A 20724-nucleotide genomic window follows, 5' to 3' on the forward strand; every position below is an offset into this window, starting at 1 on the left:
GAAAATTTAGCACTCTATTTTCCACTCCACTCATGAACTAAAATACTGTATAAAAGGGAATCACGCCATCCATCTTTTAGTAGTAAATCCTCACGCATTCTACCTTCTTTTGTCATGCCTATTTTCTCTAGCACCTTTGATGAAGCAACATTTCTTGGGTCGCATGTCGCATAAATACGATGAAGATTGAATTGTTCAAAACCAATTCCAATTAATAGTTTCGCTGCCTCGCTTGCATATCCCATTCCCCAAAAATCTGGATTTATAATGTAGCCAATTTCTCCGATTTTATTGCTATAATCTTGGATATTTAACTCAGCTGCCCCAATCATGTTTCCGTTTCCCCTTAAAATTATGGCAAATACAAATCGACTTCTTGGTTTCTTTTTGGCATCTATAATAACTTGTTTTACAAACTCTTCAGATTCCTCCTCAGAGTTTGGTCCCCATGGCTGGTATTGACACACCATTTGTTGTGATGCATATTTATGAACATCTACCCAATCTTTTTCTTCAATTTCTCGCATTATTACTCTTTCACTTTTAAGATATTCCCCAATCAAAAAAATCTCCATATCTAACTTTCCCACTCTCCTCTTAGTCAATTTTAATAAGGTTTCAAGTCATTTTTTTTAAAAGGCTTAGACCCTTGTCAGATCCTCTTCTATTCCATTCATTATGTCAAATGCTCCTGTGGACTTGTTTGAGCATACAACAACTATTTGAGATGAATTGGGAAAATAAGCGGAGTGAAAGCTAACTCCAGGATCATAGCCCATTACATGATACTTAAAAACACCTTTTTCATTTTTCTTAATCCATATGCCATATCCATAAAAGCTATCTTCATCGACTTGAGTATGAGCCATGAGTAACTGATTGGTTAGTACCTCATTTAGTAGTCGATGGTTCATCAAGGCTTCCCATAGCCTAACCATATCTTTTGCTGTTACATATGCTCCGCCATCCGAACCGCCTTTTACTGGTAGTGAATAAATATTTGTTTTCCATGTTCCGTCTGAATTGTCTATATAACCTAACGCAGTCCCTTGCGGAAGAGCATCAAACGCAAAGTATCCTGATTCTAACATGCCGGCTTCTTTAAAAATACGTTCTTCAACGTAGTCAGTAAAGACAAGTCCACTTACTTGTTCAACTATCAAACCTAGCAAAATATAACCTGCATTATTGTAGTGAAACCGCCCTACTTTCGGAGATTTCATGTGCTCATTTTGAAAAAGTGGCAAAAAGTCGCTCAAACGTCTTAAGTGATACATCGGATTTTTAACCCACAGTTCCTCAAAGTCATCCATGACTTCTTCATCGAAATAATCTGGCATTCCTGTAGTATGCGTCAGTAAATGGTGGATGGTTATCTTTTCGTCTAAATACGGAAAATCTAAATCAAGACATTCTCCTAAAGTCGTATCAAAAGATAGTTTTCCTTCTTCTACAAGCTGACAAATTGCAATTGAGGTGAAAAGCTTACATCCAGACGCTATTCCATATCGAGATGTTGTTTGATTTTTTAATTGTTCAGAACGATTGGCATAACCATAGCTTACATCTGCCAAAATCTTTTCCCCATCTTTAACAAATACAGTACCTGAGAAATGATTACTACTTTGAATTTTTGCAATCTGTTCTGTAATTTTTATGTTCACTTTTATTCCCCCACTGTATTTGTTTTAAGTCATATCTTTGCTTCATCGTAAGTTAGATAGTTTATACTCTTTGACAAATTCCTCGTAATCCAATACTTCAATTACGTCTGACCAATGCCTAATGAAAATAACAGGTTTTCCATTCTCCTTGAAATCCTTAATAACATTCTTGATTATTGACGGCTCTCTTAAAAATTACCGAAACTCAATATTCCATTTGTACATCTATAACAAATAAAGCCTCCATTTTCCACCTAATTTCCTTTGATAGATAACTCTTCTAGAATGATGATAACTTCTCCTGCTATATAGGGGGCCATTCACTGACACTTTTTAGTGAAATCGTGTTAATGCCAATCATCTTTCCAAGTCGGGACCCCCGCCTTATATTCCCGCCTTTGTTATACTAATCGTATTAATCATTTAGGGGGTTAAAAACATGGCAAAGTTATTTGAACCATTTACAATACGCGATGTTGAATTTAAAAACCGCATCGTTATGTCGCCGATGTGTATGTATTCGAGCCATAACGAAGACGGAATGATTGAGGATTGGCATAAGACTCATTACGCCACACGTGCAGTCGGTCAAGTTGGTCTTATCATTGTTGAGGCTACAGCAGTACAACCTGCGGGACGGATTTCTTCACAAGATCTTGGCATCTGGAGCGACGACCATATTGCGGGATTAACAGAAGTGGTCCATCTCATGCAACAGCAGGGCGCGAAAGCGGGCATCCAGCTCGCACATGCTGGACGTAAAGCGACAGTCGACGGCGAAATTTATGCACCGTCCGCAATTGCATTCAATGAAAAGTATAAATCGCCTGTTGAAATGACTATAGACGATATAAAAACGACTGTACAAGCATTCAAGGAAGGTGCAATTCGTGCGAAGAAAGCCGGGTTTGACGTCATTGAACTCCATGGTGCACATGGCTATCTTATTAATGAATTCTTGTCGCCTTTATCGAATAAACGGTCGGATGATTACGGCGGCTCTGCAGTAAACCGCTATCGCTTGTTACGTGAAATTATCGACGTAGTTCGCACTGTTTGGGAAGGTCCCTTGTTCGTCCGAATATCCGCACATGATTATACTGACGGAGGCATGACGTCCGTTGCGTACATTGAAATGGCGAAGTGGATGAAAGAGCAAGGCGTCGATCTAATTGATGTTAGTTCCGGAGCGGTCGTCCCAGCCGCAATTGATTCATTTCCTGGCTATCAAGTGAAATTTTCGGAAACAATTAAAGATGGTGCCGATATATTAACGGGCGCAGTTGGCCTGATCACAACTGGTATCCAAGCAGAAGAAATCTTGAAAAACGGCCGTGCCGATATGATTTTGCTGGCACGCGAACTATTGCGCGACCCGTACTGGGCATATACAGCGGCAAAAGACCTTCGTGTTGAGATCCAGTCGCCGAAACAGTATGAGCGAGGCTGGATGTTTTAAATAAGTTATCCTGCCAATATTGGACAGTAATTTATAAATGAAAAAGTAGTAGTGCAAACCCTGGCACGGGTTCGCACTACTACTTTTTTAGTGATATGCCTGTAGAGTATCCTCTTAGGTATCTACCAATAGTAAATATAATTTATTCACCTACTCGAGATATAAAATTCGTGGAAACTTCACGAACCAGATAAAGTATTTGTCTAACTCATTCAATTCTACGTAGTAGTTCCAAATATCTCCTAATGGAGTTATATAACCTTTCTGAGTGTTCACCAAAAATAAAGGTAAAGGTTATAACTTTGTAGAATATTGTCTATTAAACGAAAATGTTTGAAGGGATTGGGATAAATGCAGAACTTAACAACGAGTGTTAAACAAGTACAAGAGAAACTATTGGAATTAGGACATCCAAACGAGGTCGTCAAATTGACAGACAGCGCTCGGACTGCTCAAGAAGCGGCAGATGCCTTAGGATGTGAGGTCGCGCAGATTGCTAAATCGATTATTTTTAAACTAAAAAGTACAAACGAGCCGCTATTAGTTGTTGCGAGTGGAATCAATCGCATTGATGAGAAACTAGTTGCTCAAACACTAAATGACAAACTAGGTAAAGCAGATGCTGATTTTGTCCGTGAATCCACAGGTTTTGTTATTGGCGGGGTTCCCCCATTAGGGCATAAAAACTCTGTACTAACCTTAATTGACGAAGATCTTTTCAAGTATGAAACGATCTGGGCTGCTGCTGGACATCCGAAAGTAGTATTTCAATTAACACCAGATGAACTCGAGAAAATGACAAATGGACAAGTTATTTCTGTGAAATAATGTTTGATACATACACTAAACCCGATTCTTCCTGCAATAGGAAAAATCGGGTTTCAGCTTACATATTTTCACATAAGATATTGCTATGTTCAAGTAGATGTCACGGCTGAAAAGCACCTATATCACCCTGAATTCATGTTTAGTCCCGAATAACTTCGCCGTTTTTCCATTCGAACCTTGAGAAGTCTTCTGCAATATGGAGTGCAGGGAAAATGGCTTCCCCTTGTTTTTGCAATTGCGCCACGTCGCTAGGCATGAAACGGGCACTAATATGATTGGCAATAAGCGTTTTAGCTCCTGCTTCTTGCGCCACCCGTGCTGCATCACCGATTGTTGAATGTCCATATTCTTTCGCCAGATTTCCCGTATCTATATCGAACGTAGCCTCGTGAACAAGAATGTCCGTGTCTTGCGCCAGTTCAACAGCGGCACTACAATAATTTGTATCACCAAGAATGGCAACTATAAATCCTTCTTGCGGTTCCCCGGTGACGTCCGAACTGGCAACAACTCGCCCGTCCTCCAATATCACATCTTCTCCGCTCTTCAACTGTTTCAGTAGCGGACCGTTTGGTACACCCGCTTCTTTCGCTTTGGTGATGAGTAACTTTCCTGGAAGAGGCTTTTGCTCAATCCGATAACCTAAACACGGGATAATATGCTGTAAATTTTTCGCCGTTACACGGTAATCGGCATCTTCAAAAACAACGCCTTCCCCGATTTCATGAACAATTAGCTCATAGTTTAAATGCGTGTTGGTTACGCGCAACGTTGTCTTAATCCATTCATTCAACCCAGTTGGCCCATAAATGTCAAGTTGCTCCTCGCCACCAAGGAATGAGCGCGAGCCAATCAATCCGGGTAATCCGAAAATATGATCGCCGTGCAAATGCGTGATAAATATCTTGCCGATTTTCCGTGGTTTTAGCGATGTATGTAATATCTGGTGTTGCGTCGCTTCCCCACAATCGAATAGCCAATAACCGTCCCCTTCGGCCGATAAATTCAAAACGACAGCTGACGTATTACGCATTTTGGACGGCATACCCGCCCCAGTTCCTAAAAATTGTAGTTCCATAACGGATATCCACCTTTCATTTCATGCCCCGCTTCACTGTTCCAGGACCGAATTTTTGTTCCAACTGCGAAAGCAAAGTATCCATTGTCTCTTCTTTCGCATGTTTTTCAAAGTTATAAATTGATAGCTGTTCATGCAGTTCATTCATCATAACCACATTTGATATGGTAATACCAAGAAGACGAATTGGTTCGCCATCCCAATGCCTTGTAAATAAATCTGCAGCTTCTTTATAAATATCTTGTTCTTTATAGAGTGGATTAAGGACCGTCCTGCTTCGAGAATGATTACGCCAGTCTGCTGTACGTATTTGGATCATGACGACTGTGCCGGCTAATTGTTTAGTATCAAGACGGGCCGCTACTTTGGACGCCAACCATTTGAAAACCTTCAGGCATTCATCCAAATCAGTTTCATCTACCGGTAATGTCGTTGAGCTGCCAAAACTTTTACGTTCTTCAGCAGCTTCAGGGTCTACAAGACGGTGGTCAATACCATTTGCACGTTCATGTAGTCGGATGCCGTGTTTCCCAAAAGACGATTTTATGGTGATCTCATCTGTTTTTGCCAAATCCCCGATTGTGAAAAGGCCCAACTCATTCATCTTTTTCTCTGTACTTTTCCCAATTCCATGCATTTCAATAACCGGAAGTGGCCACAAGATAGATTCAATTTCCCTCTTTCGTAAAATCGTAATACCCATCGGTTTTTTCATATCTGATGCAGTCTTCGCAAGAAACTTATTCGGCGCGATACCAATCGAACACGGCAGGTCAAGCTCCTGCAAAAGACGTTGTTGCATAGCAGATGCAATATTCACAGCATTGGTCAATCCACCAATCGCAGTAATATCGATATACGCCTCATCAATTGACACCGGTTCTACAAGGTCAGTAAAGGTTCGTAACAAGTCGAAAACAGCAGACGAAGCGATTCGATATTTTTCGAAATCTGGCGGGACAATTACCAGATCTGGACATAGCCGTTTCGCCTCACCGACAGTCATCGTCGTGTAAATGCCAAACGATCTTGCTTCATACGAACATGTCACAAGAATGCCTTTTCGTGCTTTTGGATTACCGGCAACCGCCATTGCGATACCTTTCAAGGAAGGATCATGCGCTTGTTCAACGGATGCAAAAAAACTATTCATATCCAGATGAAGAATGACCTTTGCTTGTGAATCACTAACCGTCGTCAAGACATATTCCCCTCCTTCACTTTAATACTACTTATGTAGAAATAAAGAATGCCATTGAATTCGCTCAGGTGCAAGGGGGATATCTCCCGCCCTAAGCCAAGCAACTTAGCCACCATTCTTAGGGCTTTGACTACCCCATTTAGGGCGCCTTCACTTAGTTTTTTAGGTATCCATTTGTTTAATATATTTAATTATAACATGCAAAAACCGGACAGATGCCACTGCCCGGCTTACAGATTACTTTTCTTGTGCTAGTTGTGCTTCCACATACTCGCCGATTTTATCCATCCCAGCAAGCGTTTGGGATAAAATCTCAGGATCGACAACGGTAATCATTCGGTTTTCTAAATTTGCAACTGTTGTGAAATAAGGTGTTCTTGAGTACGCAATAAGTCCCGAGGAAGTTAAAGCACTTTCTGGAATATCAAGAATTTCTTTCGCATTCAGTACAAGTAAACCAATGTATAAACTGCCAGTTTGAACTACAACAACACGTGCATCTTCATATCCTTGTGCAGTTTTACCATAGAGAATCTGTTCAAAATCCAGAATCGGAACAAGTTCCCCACGAATCCGCATAAGTCCGAGCATATATTCAGGAAGATGTGGAATCGGGTTTATTTGTTCAAGACGCTCAATTGACACGACAGTATCAACTGCAATCGCGTATTCCTCGTTACCACATTGGACAATAACTGCTTTTAAATCACTCATCCTTTTACCCCCTTTTACTTATTCGCTGTTACATGGATGATTTCAAGCAAGAGTTCTGTCAGCTTGTTCAACTCATCAACAGGCATCCGCTCATTTTTCGTGTGAATTTCTTCGTAACCAACAGCTAGTGTAACTGTTGGAATACCTGCGCCATTGAATACATTACCGTCACTTCCACCGCCGCTAGTCATTAACTGTGGCGTTAGTCCGATATTCGTAATGGCCTTCATCGCCGTTTGCACGACTTCTGCGTCTTCTTCAAAACTAAATCCTGGATACATCAGCTGAACTTCTGTTTCAGCTGTTCCGCCCATTAGTTCAGCAGTCCGCTCAAATGTACGAATCATATGTTCTATCTGTTCATTCAGCTTTTCTTGATTGATAGATCTTGCTTCCGCTAAAATACGAACTTCATCACAGACAATATTCGTTGCTTGTCCACCTTCAAAGCGTCCGATATTAGCAGTTGTTTCTGAGTCAATGCGACCCAGGGACATTGCAGAAATTGATTTAGCCGCGATATTGATGGCAGAAACTCCTTTTTCAGGTGCAACGCCAGCATGTGCTGTTTTGCCATGGATTGTCGTCCATAATTTTGCTTGGAAAGGTGCAGCAGTTACAATTCCGCCAACTTTTTGGTCACTGTCGACAGCATAGCCGTATTTCGCCGTAATCAATGACGCATCCATCTCTTTCGCCCCGACTAGTCCACTTTCTTCACCTGCTGTTATAATGAATTGAATATCGCCGTGTGGTTTACCACTTTCTTTCAATGTACGTGCCATTTCAAATAGAGCCGCAATTCCTGCTTTATCATCTGCGCCAAGAATTGTCGTACCGTCAGAATAGACATAACCGTCATCACGCAATTCCGGTTTAATACTTTGACCAGGAACGACAGTATCCATATGACATGTGAAATAAATTGGATCGATGCCTTCAGTAGTCCCTTTCAACGTCGCAATAAGGTTACCTGCGCCATGTCCAGTGCGATCGTCAGAATCATCTTCCTCAACATCAAAACCGAGTGCTTCCATTTTTAGTGTTAAAACATCAGCAATCGCCCGTTCGTTTTTCGTTTCAGAATCAATTTGTACGAGTTCCAAAAATTCTTCTAGTAGTCTTTGTTTATTCATTTAAAGCATCCCCTTAATTATAACGGTATATTACCGTGTTTCTTCTTCGGTCTAGTCTCTTGCTTGTTGCGCATCATGTCAAGTGCTTGCAATAGTTTAATGCGTGTTTCACGCGGATCAATAACGTCATCGACCATGCCGTGTGATGCCGCAACGTAAGGATTTGAGAATTTCTCTCGGTATTCCTCGATTTTTTCTGCGCGCATTGCTTCCGGATCGTCGCTATTGGCAATTTCTCTGGCAAAGATGATATTCGCAGCGCCTTGCGCACCCATAACTGCAATTTCAGCATTTGGCCAAGCATAGACAATATCTGCTCCGATTGATTTAGAGTTCAGTGCTACATAAGCACCGCCAAATGCCTTGCGTAGGATAACCGTTATTTTTGGCACAGTTGCTTCCGAATAAGCGTACAAAATTTTTGCACCGTGGCGAATTATACCACCATGCTCCTGTTTAATGCCCGGGAAGAATCCAGTTACATCTTCAAAAGTAATGATTGGAATATTGAAAGAGTCACAGAATCGGATGAAACGTGCAATTTTATCGGATGAATCAATATCAAGGCCACCCGCCATTACTTTCGGCTGATTACAAACGAGTCCGACCGGTTCCCCTTTCATACGGGCCAATCCGACGACAGCATTTCTTGCAAATTCTGCTTGAACTTCCATGAAGGAATCCGTATCAACGACTTGTTCGATAACCTTCCGAATGTCATATGGACGAATGGTTTCATAGGGCACAACATCAGCCAGATTTGCACGGTAATCATCTGCTTCGTCATAAGCTGCGACTGGCGGTTTTTCTGTATTGTTTTGTGGTAAATAAGCAAGTAATTTGCGGACATTTTCGAGAACAGTCTTCTCATCTTTACCACGGAAATGGGCATTCCCGCTGATTGAGTTATGTACTTTTGAACCGCCGAGGTCTTCAGACGAAATCTTCTCCCCAGTAACCGTCTCAATTACTTTCGGTCCTGTGATGAACATCTGGCTTGTTTCATCCGTCATGAATACAAAGTCCGTGATGGCTGGCGAATAAACTGCGCCGCCTGCACAAGGCCCAAGAATGACTGATATTTGTGGAATAACACCCGAGTAGATAGCATTACGGTAGAAAATTTCACCATAACCGTCAAGCGAGACGACACCTTCTTGAATGCGGGCTCCACCCGAATCATTCAGTCCGATGAATGGTGCACCATTTTTAGCAGCGAGATCCATGACATTGGCGATTTTCATGGCATGCATTTCCCCTAGCGCTCCTCCAAAAACAGTAAAGTCCTGTGAAAATAAATATAATGGTCTACCGTTAACTTTCCCGTAGCCAGTTACCACGCCATCGCCTGGGCCGACTTGCTTGTCCATCCCAAAGTCACGCGTACGGTGGATAACAAACGGATTTAATTCAACAAATGAATTCGGATCTAGCAGCAAGTCAATTCGTTCTCTTGCGGTCAACTTCCCTTTTTCATGCTGTTTAGCAATTCGCTCGTCTCCGCCACCAAGTTCAATCACTCTTTTTCTATCATACAATTCATTGATTTTATCATAGATATCCATTTTGTCAGTCCCCTTTGCCGCTTTTATCGCATAGCTCATACAATACGCCGAATGATGATTTAGGATGGAGGAACGCCACATCGGCTCCACCAGCACCCGGTTTCGGTTCTTCTTGCAGTAACTGAACGCCTTTTTCCCGCAGTTCAGCCATCCTTGAACGAATATCCGTCACACCGAATGCGATATGATGAACTCCTTCACCACGTTTTTCGATGAATTTCGCAATTGCTCCATCTTCCCCCAGTGGTTCCAATAACTCAAGCTTAATATTCCCAGCGTCAATGAACGCTACGCGCACGTTCTGACTAGGGACCTCTTCAACTGCTAAAAGCGTAAGCCCGAGCGTATGTATGTAATAGTCTATTGATACATCGATACTTTTGACAGCGATTCCAACGTGGTCTACTTTTTGCATAACAATTCCCCCTCCCCCTATTGTACATTTTACCTCATTAAACGGCTAGATGTTGTGATATTCATAAATTCTGTTAAAATAGAATTATAAAGCTTAAGGAGTTTTTGACTAATGAGCAATCGTAAAGTACAGAAAGTCGTTGTTTTGGTAATGGTTGGAGCAATGCTTGCTTCAAGTGTTATGTTCGGTCTTAGCATGATCATGTAAAAGCAAAAAACAGTCCGTATGTGCAATCTAGCACATACGGACTGTTTTTTGCATTATATGTCTAGCCTAAGTTCATTTTCAGACGCCCAGCACTTTTCTTATAGTTCTTCGCAATATTCCTCAAATTGACTTTGTAGATTTGTCACAACAGACATTGGATCATGTCCTTCGATTTCATAACGTCCAACTTCAGCGACAAGCTTGCCGTCTTTCAGAAGTACGAATGATGGTGATGAAGGCAGGTGATCTTCTCCGAAAAGCATACGTGCTTGTGCAGTCGCTTCTTTGTCTTGTCCTGCAAACACAGTTACTAAGTGATCCGGACGTTTGTCATAATGCACTGCGTGTGCAGCTGCTGGACGTGCGATACCACCTGCACAACCGCAAACCGAGTTCACCATTACAAGTGTTGTGCCAGAACGTTTAAACGCATCTTCAACAAGCTCAGGCGTTGTCAGTTGCTCATAACCGCTAGCTTCCATCTCTGAACGTGCTTGTCTAAGGATATCATTCATATAAAGATCAAAATTCATATTCATGTTAATCAAACCCCTCTCTATTTACTTCTTTATCATAGCAGGACTGAGAGTTTCCTGCAAAAAATCAATTTCTAAATAATTAATAACCCAAAATGCAACCTTTTCCAGTTTCTTGCGTAAAAATACTAACTACTAACTAATTCGAAAAAGAGGAAACGAAGTAATGGAATTCTGGATCATTGGTTCAGCTATAGTGATTTACTTTCTTGTTATGACTCCAGTTCAATATAGCAATATTGCAGCAACAAAAAAAGAGCTGAAAGAATCTGGTTTAACGCATAACCAGACATATGAAGAAATGAGTTTTGCACAGCAACAGTTACAACTTAATCTACAAGGTAATCTCTTTAATTTACCCGCGACATTAATGGCACAGTTTATTTATTTCATGCGCCATCCAGGCAACAAAAGGTTAAATAGATGAAGGCTGTCGGAAAAGTCAATACCATTTTTACTGTATGGATATTCTTTGATTTGTCTGTTCATTCCCAATATTAATAAAAAAACACCCCCGCATGGTTAAGATAACCATTTCGGTGGTGTGTCTTTTGCCCAGTATTCGACTGGACTCATATTATTAAGCATCGTATATGTGCAATACTTATATACCTAGTGTTTAAAGCATATCACATAATTTCAGCTTTCGCATTTAACTATATTGTAAGGTGTTCTTCTGGGGTACCCTTGGGGTACAGTTGAAAATCGAATGTTTTTTAAGTAGATTTGCTTTACCGAAAGAAAAAACGATAAAACAGCCACCTTCTCAATCGAGTCGGTGGCTGCTTTTATTCACTTTTTATTTTTCAACTTTTCAAGCAAGTTACTGACTTTATCACGCATGTCTTCGGTTTCTTCTATTAATACTTCGAATTCATAAACAGAATCTGTTTTGCTAATTAACACAATGCTTCCTTCTGATATTTCAACATTAATTTCTGCTGCAGGTATGAGTAATTGATTCTCTTCGTTTTGATGTTCCAGGAAGACATACTGGCCATCTTCGATTTTATCAAGCGTGTATTTCACTTTTGTCATTCGCAAGCCCACCCGTCTTTATCTCTGTCCATTTTCGACTGGTATGCCGGGTGATTTTGTGAGACACCATCAGGGTATACTGTTTTCAAATCTGTACAGTTTTTAAAATTAGTTCTTGTTGATGGTGCAGGTTTTGGTTTCGCTGGCGTCTTAGTGACTGGTTTAGGCGCTGGCTTTGGCTTTGGTAGCGGTGTAGGTTTCACAGTCGGCTTTGGTGCTGGAGTTTTAACTACACTACCATTTTTACAAGTACTTGCTACAGAGTTCTTAACACCGTTTGTGGTAACTGTAATATTGCAATCAAGTGGCGTTTTGTATACTTTCGCCCCGACTTTCTGCAGTCGGCTTTCTACCGATAGATTCGGGTGGCCATATGAGTTATTTTTGCCGTAGCTTAGAATTGCTATACTTGGATTAACATTACTGATGAATGCTGCTGAACTGCTCGTGTCAGATCCGTGGTGCCCGTTTTTAAGCACAGTAGCTTTGACATCATACTTTGATCTGATTTGGTCTTCTATCGCCGTATCCGCATCGCCCATCAGTAAAAATGATACTTTGTTGTATGTTGCTTTTAAAACGATTGATGCATCATTAGAGTCTGTTGCATTTTCATCTGCATGTAGGACACGGATGATTACGTTTGGATCTAATGCAAGCTTGTCCAACTCTTTAGCGATAGTAAACTTGATGTTTTTCTTGTCAATCAGTTCAAGCATTTCGAAATATGTCTGCGAAGTATGAACATTCCCGCTGTCTATGAAGTTCGTAACAGGAAATGCATTTATAACTGGAATCAATCCACCGATGTGGTCCGCGTCCGGATGTGTTGCGACTACGTAATCAAGTCGTTTTACACCTTTCGCTTTCAGGAACGAAACAACTTTTGCACCAGCTGCTTTTGTACCACCATCCACTAGCATGTTTTTACCGTTTGGTGCTTGGATTAGAATTGAATCCCCCTGCCCAACATCGATAAAATGCACCTTTAATTCAGTTGGTGCTGCAGTTGCAATTGAAGCGGGCAATAAACTGATGGCTAATATAAACGCCATGATAATCGATAAATACTTTTTCGTCATTCATGTTCCTCCTCTAATTCTATTTGCCTACATATTTGATGGTAGTTGATAGATTTGGGAAAGTCTACATGAATTAGCAGTACCTTAAAACAACTGTTAATATTTCGACAATTAACGACAAATAAGAACGACAAACCAATTTTGGTCGGTCGTTGCGAATTTATTATTTATTTCCTACCCTTGTTGACATAAACTGAATCGTTTGATATATTTTAAAAGAACACACAATTCAAATGAATACCGATACGGCGTTATCAAATACACCGTATCGAAAGGCGACCTCTATCGCAAGGAGGTTGCCTTTCCTCCGTCTACTATTCCGCAATCTGCACACTGATGATGTCTGATACCGGCATGCGGTCCCTTCCAAAAGGACTATCAACCGTAATCCACATCGCCTCAACATTTACTTCTCGAATGACACCCATGTAAAAAACGCTTTTTCCTTTATCCCACAACTTTACGTGTACTGCACATTCTCTTTTTTTCGCAACTTCGATTTCGTACTGAATAGCTTGTAAATCAAAATCATCAAGTTGCGGACGTTCTTCGTAATTATCTTCATTTTGCCATTTCTGCAACTCTGCGACGTGCTCTGATAGCATCATCGCAGTCCATTTAATATTACCTCGATCTCTTATCATGATAATCCTCCCATTACTTGTGACCGCCAACTAATTTTGAACGTCCGATTGCAGTACCATCTTCAGTTAGCGACACAGCCCGTAGTATAGCTGTGGATCCATACTTATTTCGGATATCATCCATAACCATTCCTAATTTGCGATTCCGGACCTTATGTTCATCAAAAAAGCTTAGCTGCATGGACGTTTCATCTTCAAGATTGGTAATTGAAATCGTGATTTTTCGTACTGGACGACCATCATGAAACTTGTCAAATAGAGCTATGCAAGTCCGGTAAATTTTCAGCGTATCGTTTGTAGCTTCTTCTATTGATTGTGACCGACTAAATCCACCACCGAACGAATGCTTACTGTAACCAATTCCAAGATGGACTGTCCTGCCTTCTCTTCTTGCCTCTCTTGCCCGACGAGAAACGTCCTCACACATCTCTAATATGACCACAAGGACGGATTCACGGGTTACGTAATCCCTGTATAGCGTCTGCCCTTTGCCGTAACTCTTCGCTTGACCTTCCAAGAGTGGAGCGCCCAACTCTGATAAATCGATTCCCCATGCGTGATGATAATATTGATTGCCCATAACGCCGAACTTCTTTTCGAGCCTTTTCAAATCTGCTTTCGCTAGATCTCCAACCGAGAATATACTGATGTCGTTTAATGACTTTTCTGTCCGGCTGCCAATACCCCACATTTCACTTAATGGTGATATTGGCCATAGTTTCGTCGGCACATCTTCATAGGTCCATTTTGCAAAGCCTGTTTTCTTTGCTTCCAAGTCAAGTGCCAATTTCGCCATTAACATGTTTGGTCCCATGCCAGCCGTGGAAGGTAAATTTAAAGTTTCCAGTATTTCCGCTTGTATATCCTTAACAGTTTGTTCTGGATCGCCCCACAACTTTTCAGTTCCAGTTAGATCAATAAAGCATTCATCGACTGAATACACATGTATAGCCTCTGCAGGCACATATTTGTGGAGGATGCGAGTGATGGCCATTGACATATCAAGAAAATGTGCCATTTTCGGCTCAAATAATCGAATTTCGGGATGACTTGGTATTTCAAATAATCGATTACCCGTCTTGATTCGAAATCTCTTTTTCATGGGTGGACTGGCAGCCAATACAACCGACCCACTTTGTTTGAAACTCCCTACAACCGCAATTGGAACTGTTTGGACATCAAGATTATGCAAGGTAGCCATGCAGCTCGCGTAGAAGCTCATCATATCGATACAGGCTATTTGCCGGTTAGAGAATTTACTGTAATCCATCATATAACCGCACGCTCTTTCGTAATTACGGGAACAAGCGCGAGCACGTTATCAATTGTAAAAGTACGCTTGGATTTACGTAAGAAACAGAATGCGCGAAATGATGCCTCACCCACCTGTAGTACGCTGATTCTTCGCTTGCTGATTGAACCGTCCTTTGCGAGATATATCATATCTAATGACTCGTTATACTCTGTAGACTTAATTAATTGATTACGCACACTTGTTCCCTCCCTTTTTCATTAGTGTACAGAACGTTCGTTCTTGTTGCAAGCTCAAAATGGAAATTATAAAATATTACCAATTAAGCACAGACACATTAGATATTTGGGCAAATAAAAAAGACCGTCAATTGACGATCTCCTGTTGTTGAACTAAAGCATTCGTTAGTTTAATAAGATTACTCTTTAATAACCTTAATTTTGCTTGCAACCTTCTGACCTTCGATAACTTCTACCCACAATTTCACTTCTTGTCCTTTTTTTAAATTCACGATACTCTTGATTTTTCCTGCAACTTCAGTGTCTTTAGAGAAGTGAATTTCAGGAACATCATACTGTTCTGTAGGATTAATGTTAATTGGATACAATACAAATTTACTTTCTTCTATACCCCATATTTCCCCATGAAAATCTGCCCTGTTTAAAAAGGGAATAATTAAGGCAGTAATAATTGCTATTAGGATTAAAACCATTAACATTATTCTTTTCATTTTTTCCCTCCAGTCATAGTTTTATCAATTCTAAAATCTTATTACTTGTTCAACTAACCTGACCCTTTGGTTTAATAAGAAATATTTAATCTTTTTAATCTGAAGCCCTGTGCTTCCAGTTTCCTACATTACCTATGTAAACCGTCAACTCAGGTGAAAAGTGTAGTAGGAGTATGTAAATCGTGCTTGCTGAACAAATTCACGAGTAATTATTGATTTCCCATTTACTTTGAACTCCAGTAAAGCATTAACGGCCTTATTCACAGTAGTTGTAGACATGCCTGTGACTTCGGCAATATGTACTTGTGTCGGGCAACAGTTTCCCTTGTCGTCTATGAATGACGCTATCGCAAGCAGTGTCGTGCAATTTACAGGCCTCAAATCTTTGGCTATCCCTGACCCAAATAATAAAGAATATAACTTTAAAAAAATCTCACTCTTTTCCTTCATAATTGTCCATCCTTCCGAGATTCCTGCATCTTCTTTATTTGTAGTTGCAGGATTATTTAAGATATCTATAAAGCGGCCCATCCACAATTTCACCTGTGGAGGAGCCACTTTTGCTATGGTCCTATTTAACAAAAGTCTACTTATTGATTAAGTCTGTACCATATGAGTTGTCGATTGCACAAAGCCATTCGCCTTGCGAATTTTTCTTAAATACATATGTCGCCCTTCTATCCATAGAATATTCCGTTTCATTTTTATCGGCATCAAGTAGTGTTTGAGAAATAACTAATGCAGTATCTCCGGCTTCCAGAATAATCATTTCTCCCTGTGCTGGGACAAGACTATTATTAAAATATTTCGCAATTTTAATAAATGCTTGTTTGATTTCCTCTTTTCCTCGGGCAATCATATCTGGTTTTACTACCAGAATCGCATCATCAGTATAGTAGTTCTTCAGAGTATCAAAATCTTCCTGTTTTATTGCTTTATCACACTTCTCGATAAACTCCTTTAATTCGTGTTCCAAAATACACCACTCCTTATCTTGTTAATTTTAAATTCTCCAATTAAGCTCAAATATACTGCCTGTTAGTTGAATAAGAACAGAGCTTTATTCTTTATTCGTCCTTATTCATACGGATACCTCTTTAATTCGACAAACAAAAAAGCGGCCTACCACAATTGAATCTGTGGATGGGCCGCTTTTCACTTTAATCTTATTTACTTAACAATCCCCGACTGACAGCCACAAAAAGTAATCCGATAGCATCCGAATCCGTCAACTTAACGTCATTCAGTTTCTTACGCCAAATGCTAGACAGACCGTTGTCACCCGCTTCCAGTTGCTTCAATACTTCCTCAGTTGAATCTTTAATTGCTTTTGATGTTGGTTCGTACAATTTTCTCACTCCCTCTTTTGGTGGTGTAGTTGCAGGTATCCCAGTTACTTTTAATTTCAACTTGAAGTACACAGCTAGACCATCCGCGATAGCCTCGCCTTGCGCTTTCAGTTTCGCATCACTTCTTAATGCGCTGATGTCCGTTGTTGAGTCCATGAAGCCACCCTCTGTTAAGATGGCTGGCATATTGGATACTCGTGTCATATGGTTGTTTTTGGGTTTCACCCCTCTATCACGCAACTCCATTGCTTGCACAATGCGTGGCTGAATAATTGCCGCAATATCTTTCGACGCTTTACTTGCAGTAATCTCCTGGACAAGTGTTTCTACACCGCCATGACTACCCCACTTACCCACTAAAGCATTATGATGAATTGACACAAGTGCGTCGGCTTTCCATGCGTTCGCCTTATTGGTCCGTATTGTAAGGGGAACATCTGTGTTTCCAGTCGTGTCATCCAGCCTGAGGATCTGTACGTCCTGGTATTTGTTCAATCGAGCTGAACATGCCAGCAACACTTTACTATTGAAGGACCATTCCCGTTCACTATCTGGTGTGCGTTTGCCTGCTGTGTTAATACCGTGCCCGGCGTCTAGTGCGATTTTAACCACGTTATCACCCACCTTGTCGTATTTAGTCAGCTCATATTGCTCTATCAATCCATTAAGCTTTGCAGAATAATTTACATCTGTTGCATAACCGGCATCTTTAACTGCAGCTGTAGCCTTTTTATAATCCGTTTGATTTAATACTGCTGCGTAACGGTTGTGAGACTCCCAACCTGTGCCGTTGACGTATTTATAGACCAAGTCGATTACGCATCCTTCAAGGGTTGGATACTTTCGGAAATCAGCATCTATATAATAGATAGTGCCATCCGATTTATTCTCTGAAGTCTGTTTGGTGTATATATCACCGGACCATTCGGAACCCGCTTTGATGCCGAAAAGATTGTTGGCTTTGGTCGCTAATTCAGACGTGCCGGATGCACTCTCCAGTATTCCTTGCGCAATAATCAAAGAAGGAAGGACTCTGTGAGCCCTCCCGTGTTTTATTGCGTATGGGGTCAAGATGTCGATGAAAGCTGTCATTTTAGACCTCGTTGCTTAAGCGCTCGCTCCTGCTTCTTGGCTTTTTCAGTGAATACATACGAGTTTTTGTAAACGCCATATACGAGTAACGCAAATGGTACTGCCGCAATCAGTACTCCTTCGAATGCACCGATTGAATCTGTATTAAACCATTCAAACTCAATGTTTAATGTGGTTAAAAATAAAAGGATTGCTGATAGCAACCCTCCAAATAATCCGATGTATTGTTTTAATTTGTCATCCATTTAAAATTCCTCCTATTATCTCAATTCTGTTCTATCCACTTCAAAAATAGATATTAAGCTAAATAAAGCACTCAACACAAATGCACTGGCGCCTACATAACTACCTGCCGCGTAATAGCAATATCCAAGCGTGGCATATAGCACGATGCTCGCTACCAAGCCAACCTTACGTAATCGTTTCCTTCGCCACACTAATCCGCAGATGCTCAACAACGCTGATACCGCGAACGCAATAGACCACACAGCTTGCGTAGCAACTCCACTCATTATTGTGTAGACTGTTCGATTCCCATCTAAAAAAGTAGCATCTTTTAACAGGATGATTGCCAACATCGTAGATAGAAATGATACATACATTTCAAAATACGGTATCGGTTTTCTAATTTTCTCGTTCAGCATAATCACACCCCCCACAATGCTTTAAGTGCAAAGAACGCGATTCCGACGCCCCCTGCAATGAGTGCGCTTAGAAAATAACCCCTCATCTTGTCGCTGTTTTCCACCATCTTATTGACACTTTTCTCGATTTGCTTAACCGCTGAAGATGTTTCATAAACGATGGGCTTGATTGACTTCATATCGCTTTCTTGCTCTTTCATTCTTCGTTCAAAATCAAGTATTTTAACGGATATTTCGAAGTTGCTCATTTCTCCCAATTGCGCACCAGTCAATAGTCACGCCCCCTTCGCTATTTTCAGGTAAAGAAAAAGAACGCCAATGAGGGCGCTCCAAGTTTTACTGAACATGATATTTTTTGAAAGCTTGTTGCTTCCGCTCTTCCGATACATTTGAGTAAATTAATGTGGTACCTGGGTTACTATGTCCCATCAGATGCTGTAAGTCAGACAGTTCGATACCTGCATCCATACTTAACTGAGCGAACGTATGGCGCATGGTGTGTGGTGTTAGCTTTTTAGAAATACTTACTCTACTTTCTATTTTATCAATCTCTCTTTGAATGGCCCGATTCCCTACTCCACGGTATGGTTTTCTAAGGGTGATAAACAGATACTCGCAATCGTCTTTCCTGTCATTCAAGTATTTATTTAAGTGGTATAGCGCCTTAAATGATAGATACACGACTCTCTCTTTATTTCCTTTGCCGATGACTTTCATGCTCATAGACTGCATATTAATATCTACTGTTTTCATGTTGGCCAATTCTGAAAGTCTGCAACCAGTAGAATAAAAGACCTCAATCAATGCCCTTTCGCGCAAAGACTTGCACGTTTCACGAATCAATTCTAACTCTTCAATGGATAGACCTTTTGGCAATCGCTTTTCTTTTCGCGGTGGATTGATTTTTGAAGTAGGATCACGTAAAAGAATTTCTTCCATGACCAACCACCCGAAAAATGTTTTTAGTATGGAAAGCTTTGTGTCCACTGTGCTCATTTTCCAACTACTATTTCGGGCCAAATACTGCCGAATATCGGTTGTTGTAATTTGAACGACTGCTTTCGAGAAGTATCTTTCGAATACTCCCAATTCAATCCGATAACTTTTAAGAGAAACTTCGCTCAATCCTTCCAAGCGTTTGGAAGCGATGAACAACTCAACTTTTTCTGCAATATCTTTTTCGATAGCAGTTACTGTTTTTCTATGAATCTCATAGTTACTGACAACTTCTTCAAGACGGATACTTAGTTTCATAGTATCTACTTCTGGGCAGAGCATAGTTACAATTACATTGATGTCATTTACCAATCTAGCAGTATCTTGCATATGATGACCCCCCACATATTGATAACTTAAAATTATCGTACACGGGTTCCGTTTACAATGCAAGCAGTAAGTGATAATTTAAAGTTATAACAAACTTGAATGGGGGTGACGTAATGGCAGTCCGTATACATCTTCAAAGGTTACTTGATGAAAAAGACATTTCACAAAGAAAGTTGGCAGAGTTAACAGGAATAAAACAGCCTACAATAAATAAAATGTGCCAAAACACTTTATTACACTTTCCGCTGGATAGCTTAGAGAAGATTTGTATAGTATTAGAATGTGAAATAACCGATATTTTAGAGTTAAAAAAAGAGCAAACGGAGTAATCTGCCAGCTCTTTTTTTATGCATATTTTTCTGTTCCATTACGACGCATAATGTTCCGAATGTGACAATAGAAAAAGCCAGCACTATATATGCCGACTCGTCACTTCTAACTAACTATCCAAACTATTGTCAAGAATATACTCGTTTACTATTTCTCTTACTTGGGATTTTATTCTGCTTCTTGTACCTTGAAAAACATTCTGATAAGAAGCGTTCATGCTTTCATTTATCAACATCTCACTAACTCTGTTATATGCTATTATTCCGTATATAGCTACAGGGTTAATGTCAGGTTTTTCTTTTAATCTTTGTACAACATCTACCTGAAAACGGTACATATCATTTAACGGGGGTTCAATTAGGCTAATATCACCTGAGAGAACTACTTGCGGATCTCTTATCATAATTTCACCTCCTGATTATATAATACATATA

Annotated in this window: 28 protein-coding genes; 5 read left to right on the forward strand and 23 right to left on the reverse strand. The window is 40.4% G+C overall.

Annotated features, from left to right (window positions below):
* Nucleotides 1–14: 14 nt before the first annotated feature.
* A complete protein-coding gene (locus tag MKZ26_RS03005; protein WP_340767601.1) occupies nucleotides 15–575 on the reverse strand; it encodes a GNAT family N-acetyltransferase in 561 nt (186 codons plus the stop codon).
* A gap of 66 nt (nucleotides 576–641) precedes the next feature.
* Nucleotides 642–1664: a serine hydrolase domain-containing protein gene (locus MKZ26_RS03010; protein WP_340764291.1), complete on the reverse strand. Its 1023-nt coding sequence runs from the start codon at nucleotides 1662–1664 to the stop codon at nucleotides 642–644.
* 439 nt (nucleotides 1665–2103) lie between these two features.
* On the opposite strand from MKZ26_RS03010, the gene namA reads away from it, so the two are divergent.
* Entirely contained in the window at nucleotides 2104–3123 is a 1020-nt protein-coding gene (gene namA, locus MKZ26_RS03015; RefSeq protein WP_340764293.1) for an NADPH dehydrogenase NamA, read from the forward strand.
* Between the two features lie 351 nt (nucleotides 3124–3474).
* Complete coding sequence (locus MKZ26_RS03020) at nucleotides 3475–3951, forward strand: YbaK/EbsC family protein (RefSeq protein WP_340764294.1); 477 nt, start codon at nucleotides 3475–3477, stop codon at nucleotides 3949–3951.
* A gap of 139 nt (nucleotides 3952–4090) precedes the next feature.
* Here MKZ26_RS03020 and rnz read toward each other — a convergent pair whose 3' ends face one another.
* The 6 genes from rnz to mce form a co-directional block, all read right to left on the reverse strand.
* Nucleotides 4091–5029, reverse strand: a complete 939-nt coding sequence (rnz, locus tag MKZ26_RS03025) for a ribonuclease Z (RefSeq protein WP_340764296.1) — start codon at nucleotides 5027–5029, stop codon at nucleotides 4091–4093.
* 16 nt (nucleotides 5030–5045) lie between these two features.
* Nucleotides 5046–6230: a DNA polymerase IV gene (locus MKZ26_RS03030; RefSeq protein ID WP_340764297.1), complete on the reverse strand. Its 1185-nt coding sequence runs from the start codon at nucleotides 6228–6230 to the stop codon at nucleotides 5046–5048.
* Between the two features lie 237 nt (nucleotides 6231–6467).
* Nucleotides 6468–6944, reverse strand: coding sequence for a chemotaxis protein CheW (locus MKZ26_RS03035; protein ID WP_067209139.1), 477 nt, complete (start codon nucleotides 6942–6944; stop codon nucleotides 6468–6470).
* 14 nt (nucleotides 6945–6958) lie between these two features.
* Entirely contained in the window at nucleotides 6959–8080 is a 1122-nt protein-coding gene (locus MKZ26_RS03040) for a M20/M25/M40 family metallo-hydrolase (RefSeq protein WP_340742081.1), read from the reverse strand.
* A gap of 17 nt (nucleotides 8081–8097) precedes the next feature.
* Nucleotides 8098–9645 (reverse strand): acyl-CoA carboxylase subunit beta, encoded by a 1548-nt coding sequence (locus MKZ26_RS03045; RefSeq protein WP_340764298.1) that lies wholly within the window; start codon nucleotides 9643–9645, stop codon nucleotides 8098–8100.
* 4 nt (nucleotides 9646–9649) lie between these two features.
* On the reverse strand, nucleotides 9650–10060 hold the full coding sequence (gene mce / locus MKZ26_RS03050) for a methylmalonyl-CoA epimerase (protein WP_340764300.1): 411 nt from the start codon (nucleotides 10058–10060) through the stop codon (nucleotides 9650–9652).
* Nucleotides 10061–10171: 111 nt separating this feature from the next.
* Between mce and prli42 the strand changes: the two genes are divergently transcribed.
* On the forward strand, nucleotides 10172–10267 hold the full coding sequence (gene prli42, locus MKZ26_RS03055; RefSeq protein WP_156476017.1) for a stressosome-associated protein Prli42: 96 nt from the start codon (nucleotides 10172–10174) through the stop codon (nucleotides 10265–10267).
* 98 nt (nucleotides 10268–10365) lie between these two features.
* On the opposite strand, the gene MKZ26_RS03060 is transcribed toward prli42, so the two are convergent.
* Nucleotides 10366–10806: a BrxA/BrxB family bacilliredoxin gene (locus MKZ26_RS03060; RefSeq protein WP_067209130.1), complete on the reverse strand. Its 441-nt coding sequence runs from the start codon at nucleotides 10804–10806 to the stop codon at nucleotides 10366–10368.
* A 163-nt stretch (nucleotides 10807–10969) separates the two neighbouring features.
* Between MKZ26_RS03060 and MKZ26_RS03065 the strand changes: the two genes are divergently transcribed.
* Complete coding sequence (locus MKZ26_RS03065) at nucleotides 10970–11230, forward strand: DUF3949 domain-containing protein (RefSeq protein ID WP_340764301.1); 261 nt, start codon at nucleotides 10970–10972, stop codon at nucleotides 11228–11230.
* A 365-nt stretch (nucleotides 11231–11595) separates the two neighbouring features.
* On the opposite strand, the gene MKZ26_RS03070 is transcribed toward MKZ26_RS03065, so the two are convergent.
* The 13 genes from MKZ26_RS03070 to MKZ26_RS03130 form a co-directional block, all read right to left on the reverse strand.
* Complete coding sequence (locus MKZ26_RS03070; protein WP_340764302.1) at nucleotides 11596–11841, reverse strand: DUF3006 family protein; 246 nt, start codon at nucleotides 11839–11841, stop codon at nucleotides 11596–11598.
* Nucleotides 11838–12923, reverse strand: coding sequence for an MBL fold metallo-hydrolase (locus MKZ26_RS03075; RefSeq protein WP_340764303.1), 1086 nt, complete (start codon nucleotides 12921–12923; stop codon nucleotides 11838–11840). Before MKZ26_RS03075 ends, MKZ26_RS03070 begins: the two co-directional genes overlap by 4 nt.
* A 314-nt stretch (nucleotides 12924–13237) precedes the next feature.
* Nucleotides 13238–13567, reverse strand: coding sequence for a YolD-like family protein (locus tag MKZ26_RS03080; protein ID WP_340764305.1), 330 nt, complete (start codon nucleotides 13565–13567; stop codon nucleotides 13238–13240).
* 13 nt (nucleotides 13568–13580) lie between these two features.
* On the reverse strand, nucleotides 13581–14837 hold the full coding sequence (locus tag MKZ26_RS03085) for a Y-family DNA polymerase (RefSeq protein WP_340764306.1): 1257 nt from the start codon (nucleotides 14835–14837) through the stop codon (nucleotides 13581–13583).
* The gene (locus tag MKZ26_RS03090; RefSeq protein ID WP_340764308.1) at nucleotides 14837–15058 is read right to left on the reverse strand and encodes a transcriptional regulator; all 222 of its coding nucleotides are present in this window, start codon (nucleotides 15056–15058) and stop codon (nucleotides 14837–14839) included. Before MKZ26_RS03090 ends, MKZ26_RS03085 begins: the two co-directional genes overlap by 1 nt.
* 179 nt (nucleotides 15059–15237) lie before the next feature.
* Nucleotides 15238–15549, reverse strand: a complete 312-nt coding sequence (locus tag MKZ26_RS03095; RefSeq protein WP_340764309.1) for a hypothetical protein — start codon at nucleotides 15547–15549, stop codon at nucleotides 15238–15240.
* Between the two features lie 144 nt (nucleotides 15550–15693).
* Nucleotides 15694–16080: a helix-turn-helix domain-containing protein gene (locus tag MKZ26_RS03100; protein ID WP_340764310.1), complete on the reverse strand. Its 387-nt coding sequence runs from the start codon at nucleotides 16078–16080 to the stop codon at nucleotides 15694–15696.
* Between the two features lie 55 nt (nucleotides 16081–16135).
* A complete protein-coding gene (locus tag MKZ26_RS03105; RefSeq protein WP_340764312.1) occupies nucleotides 16136–16525 on the reverse strand; it encodes a YybH family protein in 390 nt (129 codons plus the stop codon).
* Nucleotides 16526–16715: 190 nt separating this feature from the next.
* Nucleotides 16716–17990: an N-acetylmuramoyl-L-alanine amidase gene (locus MKZ26_RS03110; RefSeq protein WP_340764313.1), complete on the reverse strand. Its 1275-nt coding sequence runs from the start codon at nucleotides 17988–17990 to the stop codon at nucleotides 16716–16718.
* Nucleotides 17987–18235, reverse strand: coding sequence for a phage holin (locus tag MKZ26_RS03115; protein ID WP_340764314.1), 249 nt, complete (start codon nucleotides 18233–18235; stop codon nucleotides 17987–17989). The genes MKZ26_RS03110 and MKZ26_RS03115 overlap by 4 nt, the downstream gene beginning before the upstream one ends.
* 15 nt (nucleotides 18236–18250) lie before the next feature.
* Entirely contained in the window at nucleotides 18251–18634 is a 384-nt protein-coding gene (locus MKZ26_RS03120) for a hypothetical protein (protein ID WP_340764315.1), read from the reverse strand.
* Nucleotides 18635–18636: 2 nt separating this feature from the next.
* Nucleotides 18637–18906 (reverse strand): hypothetical protein, encoded by a 270-nt coding sequence (locus MKZ26_RS03125; RefSeq protein ID WP_340764316.1) that lies wholly within the window; start codon nucleotides 18904–18906, stop codon nucleotides 18637–18639.
* A 64-nt stretch (nucleotides 18907–18970) separates the two neighbouring features.
* Nucleotides 18971–19960, reverse strand: coding sequence for a tyrosine-type recombinase/integrase (locus tag MKZ26_RS03130; protein WP_340764318.1), 990 nt, complete (start codon nucleotides 19958–19960; stop codon nucleotides 18971–18973).
* Between the two features lie 113 nt (nucleotides 19961–20073).
* On the opposite strand from MKZ26_RS03130, the gene MKZ26_RS03135 reads away from it, so the two are divergent.
* Nucleotides 20074–20289 carry a helix-turn-helix domain-containing protein gene (locus MKZ26_RS03135; protein WP_340764320.1) on the forward strand — a complete coding sequence of 72 codons (216 nt, stop codon included), beginning with the start codon at nucleotides 20074–20076 and terminating at the stop codon, nucleotides 20287–20289.
* A 110-nt stretch (nucleotides 20290–20399) separates the two neighbouring features.
* On the opposite strand, the gene MKZ26_RS03140 is transcribed toward MKZ26_RS03135, so the two are convergent.
* Nucleotides 20400–20693: a hypothetical protein gene (locus tag MKZ26_RS03140; RefSeq protein ID WP_340764322.1), complete on the reverse strand. Its 294-nt coding sequence runs from the start codon at nucleotides 20691–20693 to the stop codon at nucleotides 20400–20402.
* Between the last annotated feature and the right edge of the window lie 31 nt (nucleotides 20694–20724).

This window comes from Sporosarcina sp. FSL K6-6792, assembly GCF_038004885.1.
GTDB classification, from domain to species: domain Bacteria; phylum Bacillota; class Bacilli; order Bacillales_A; family Planococcaceae; genus Sporosarcina; species Sporosarcina psychrophila.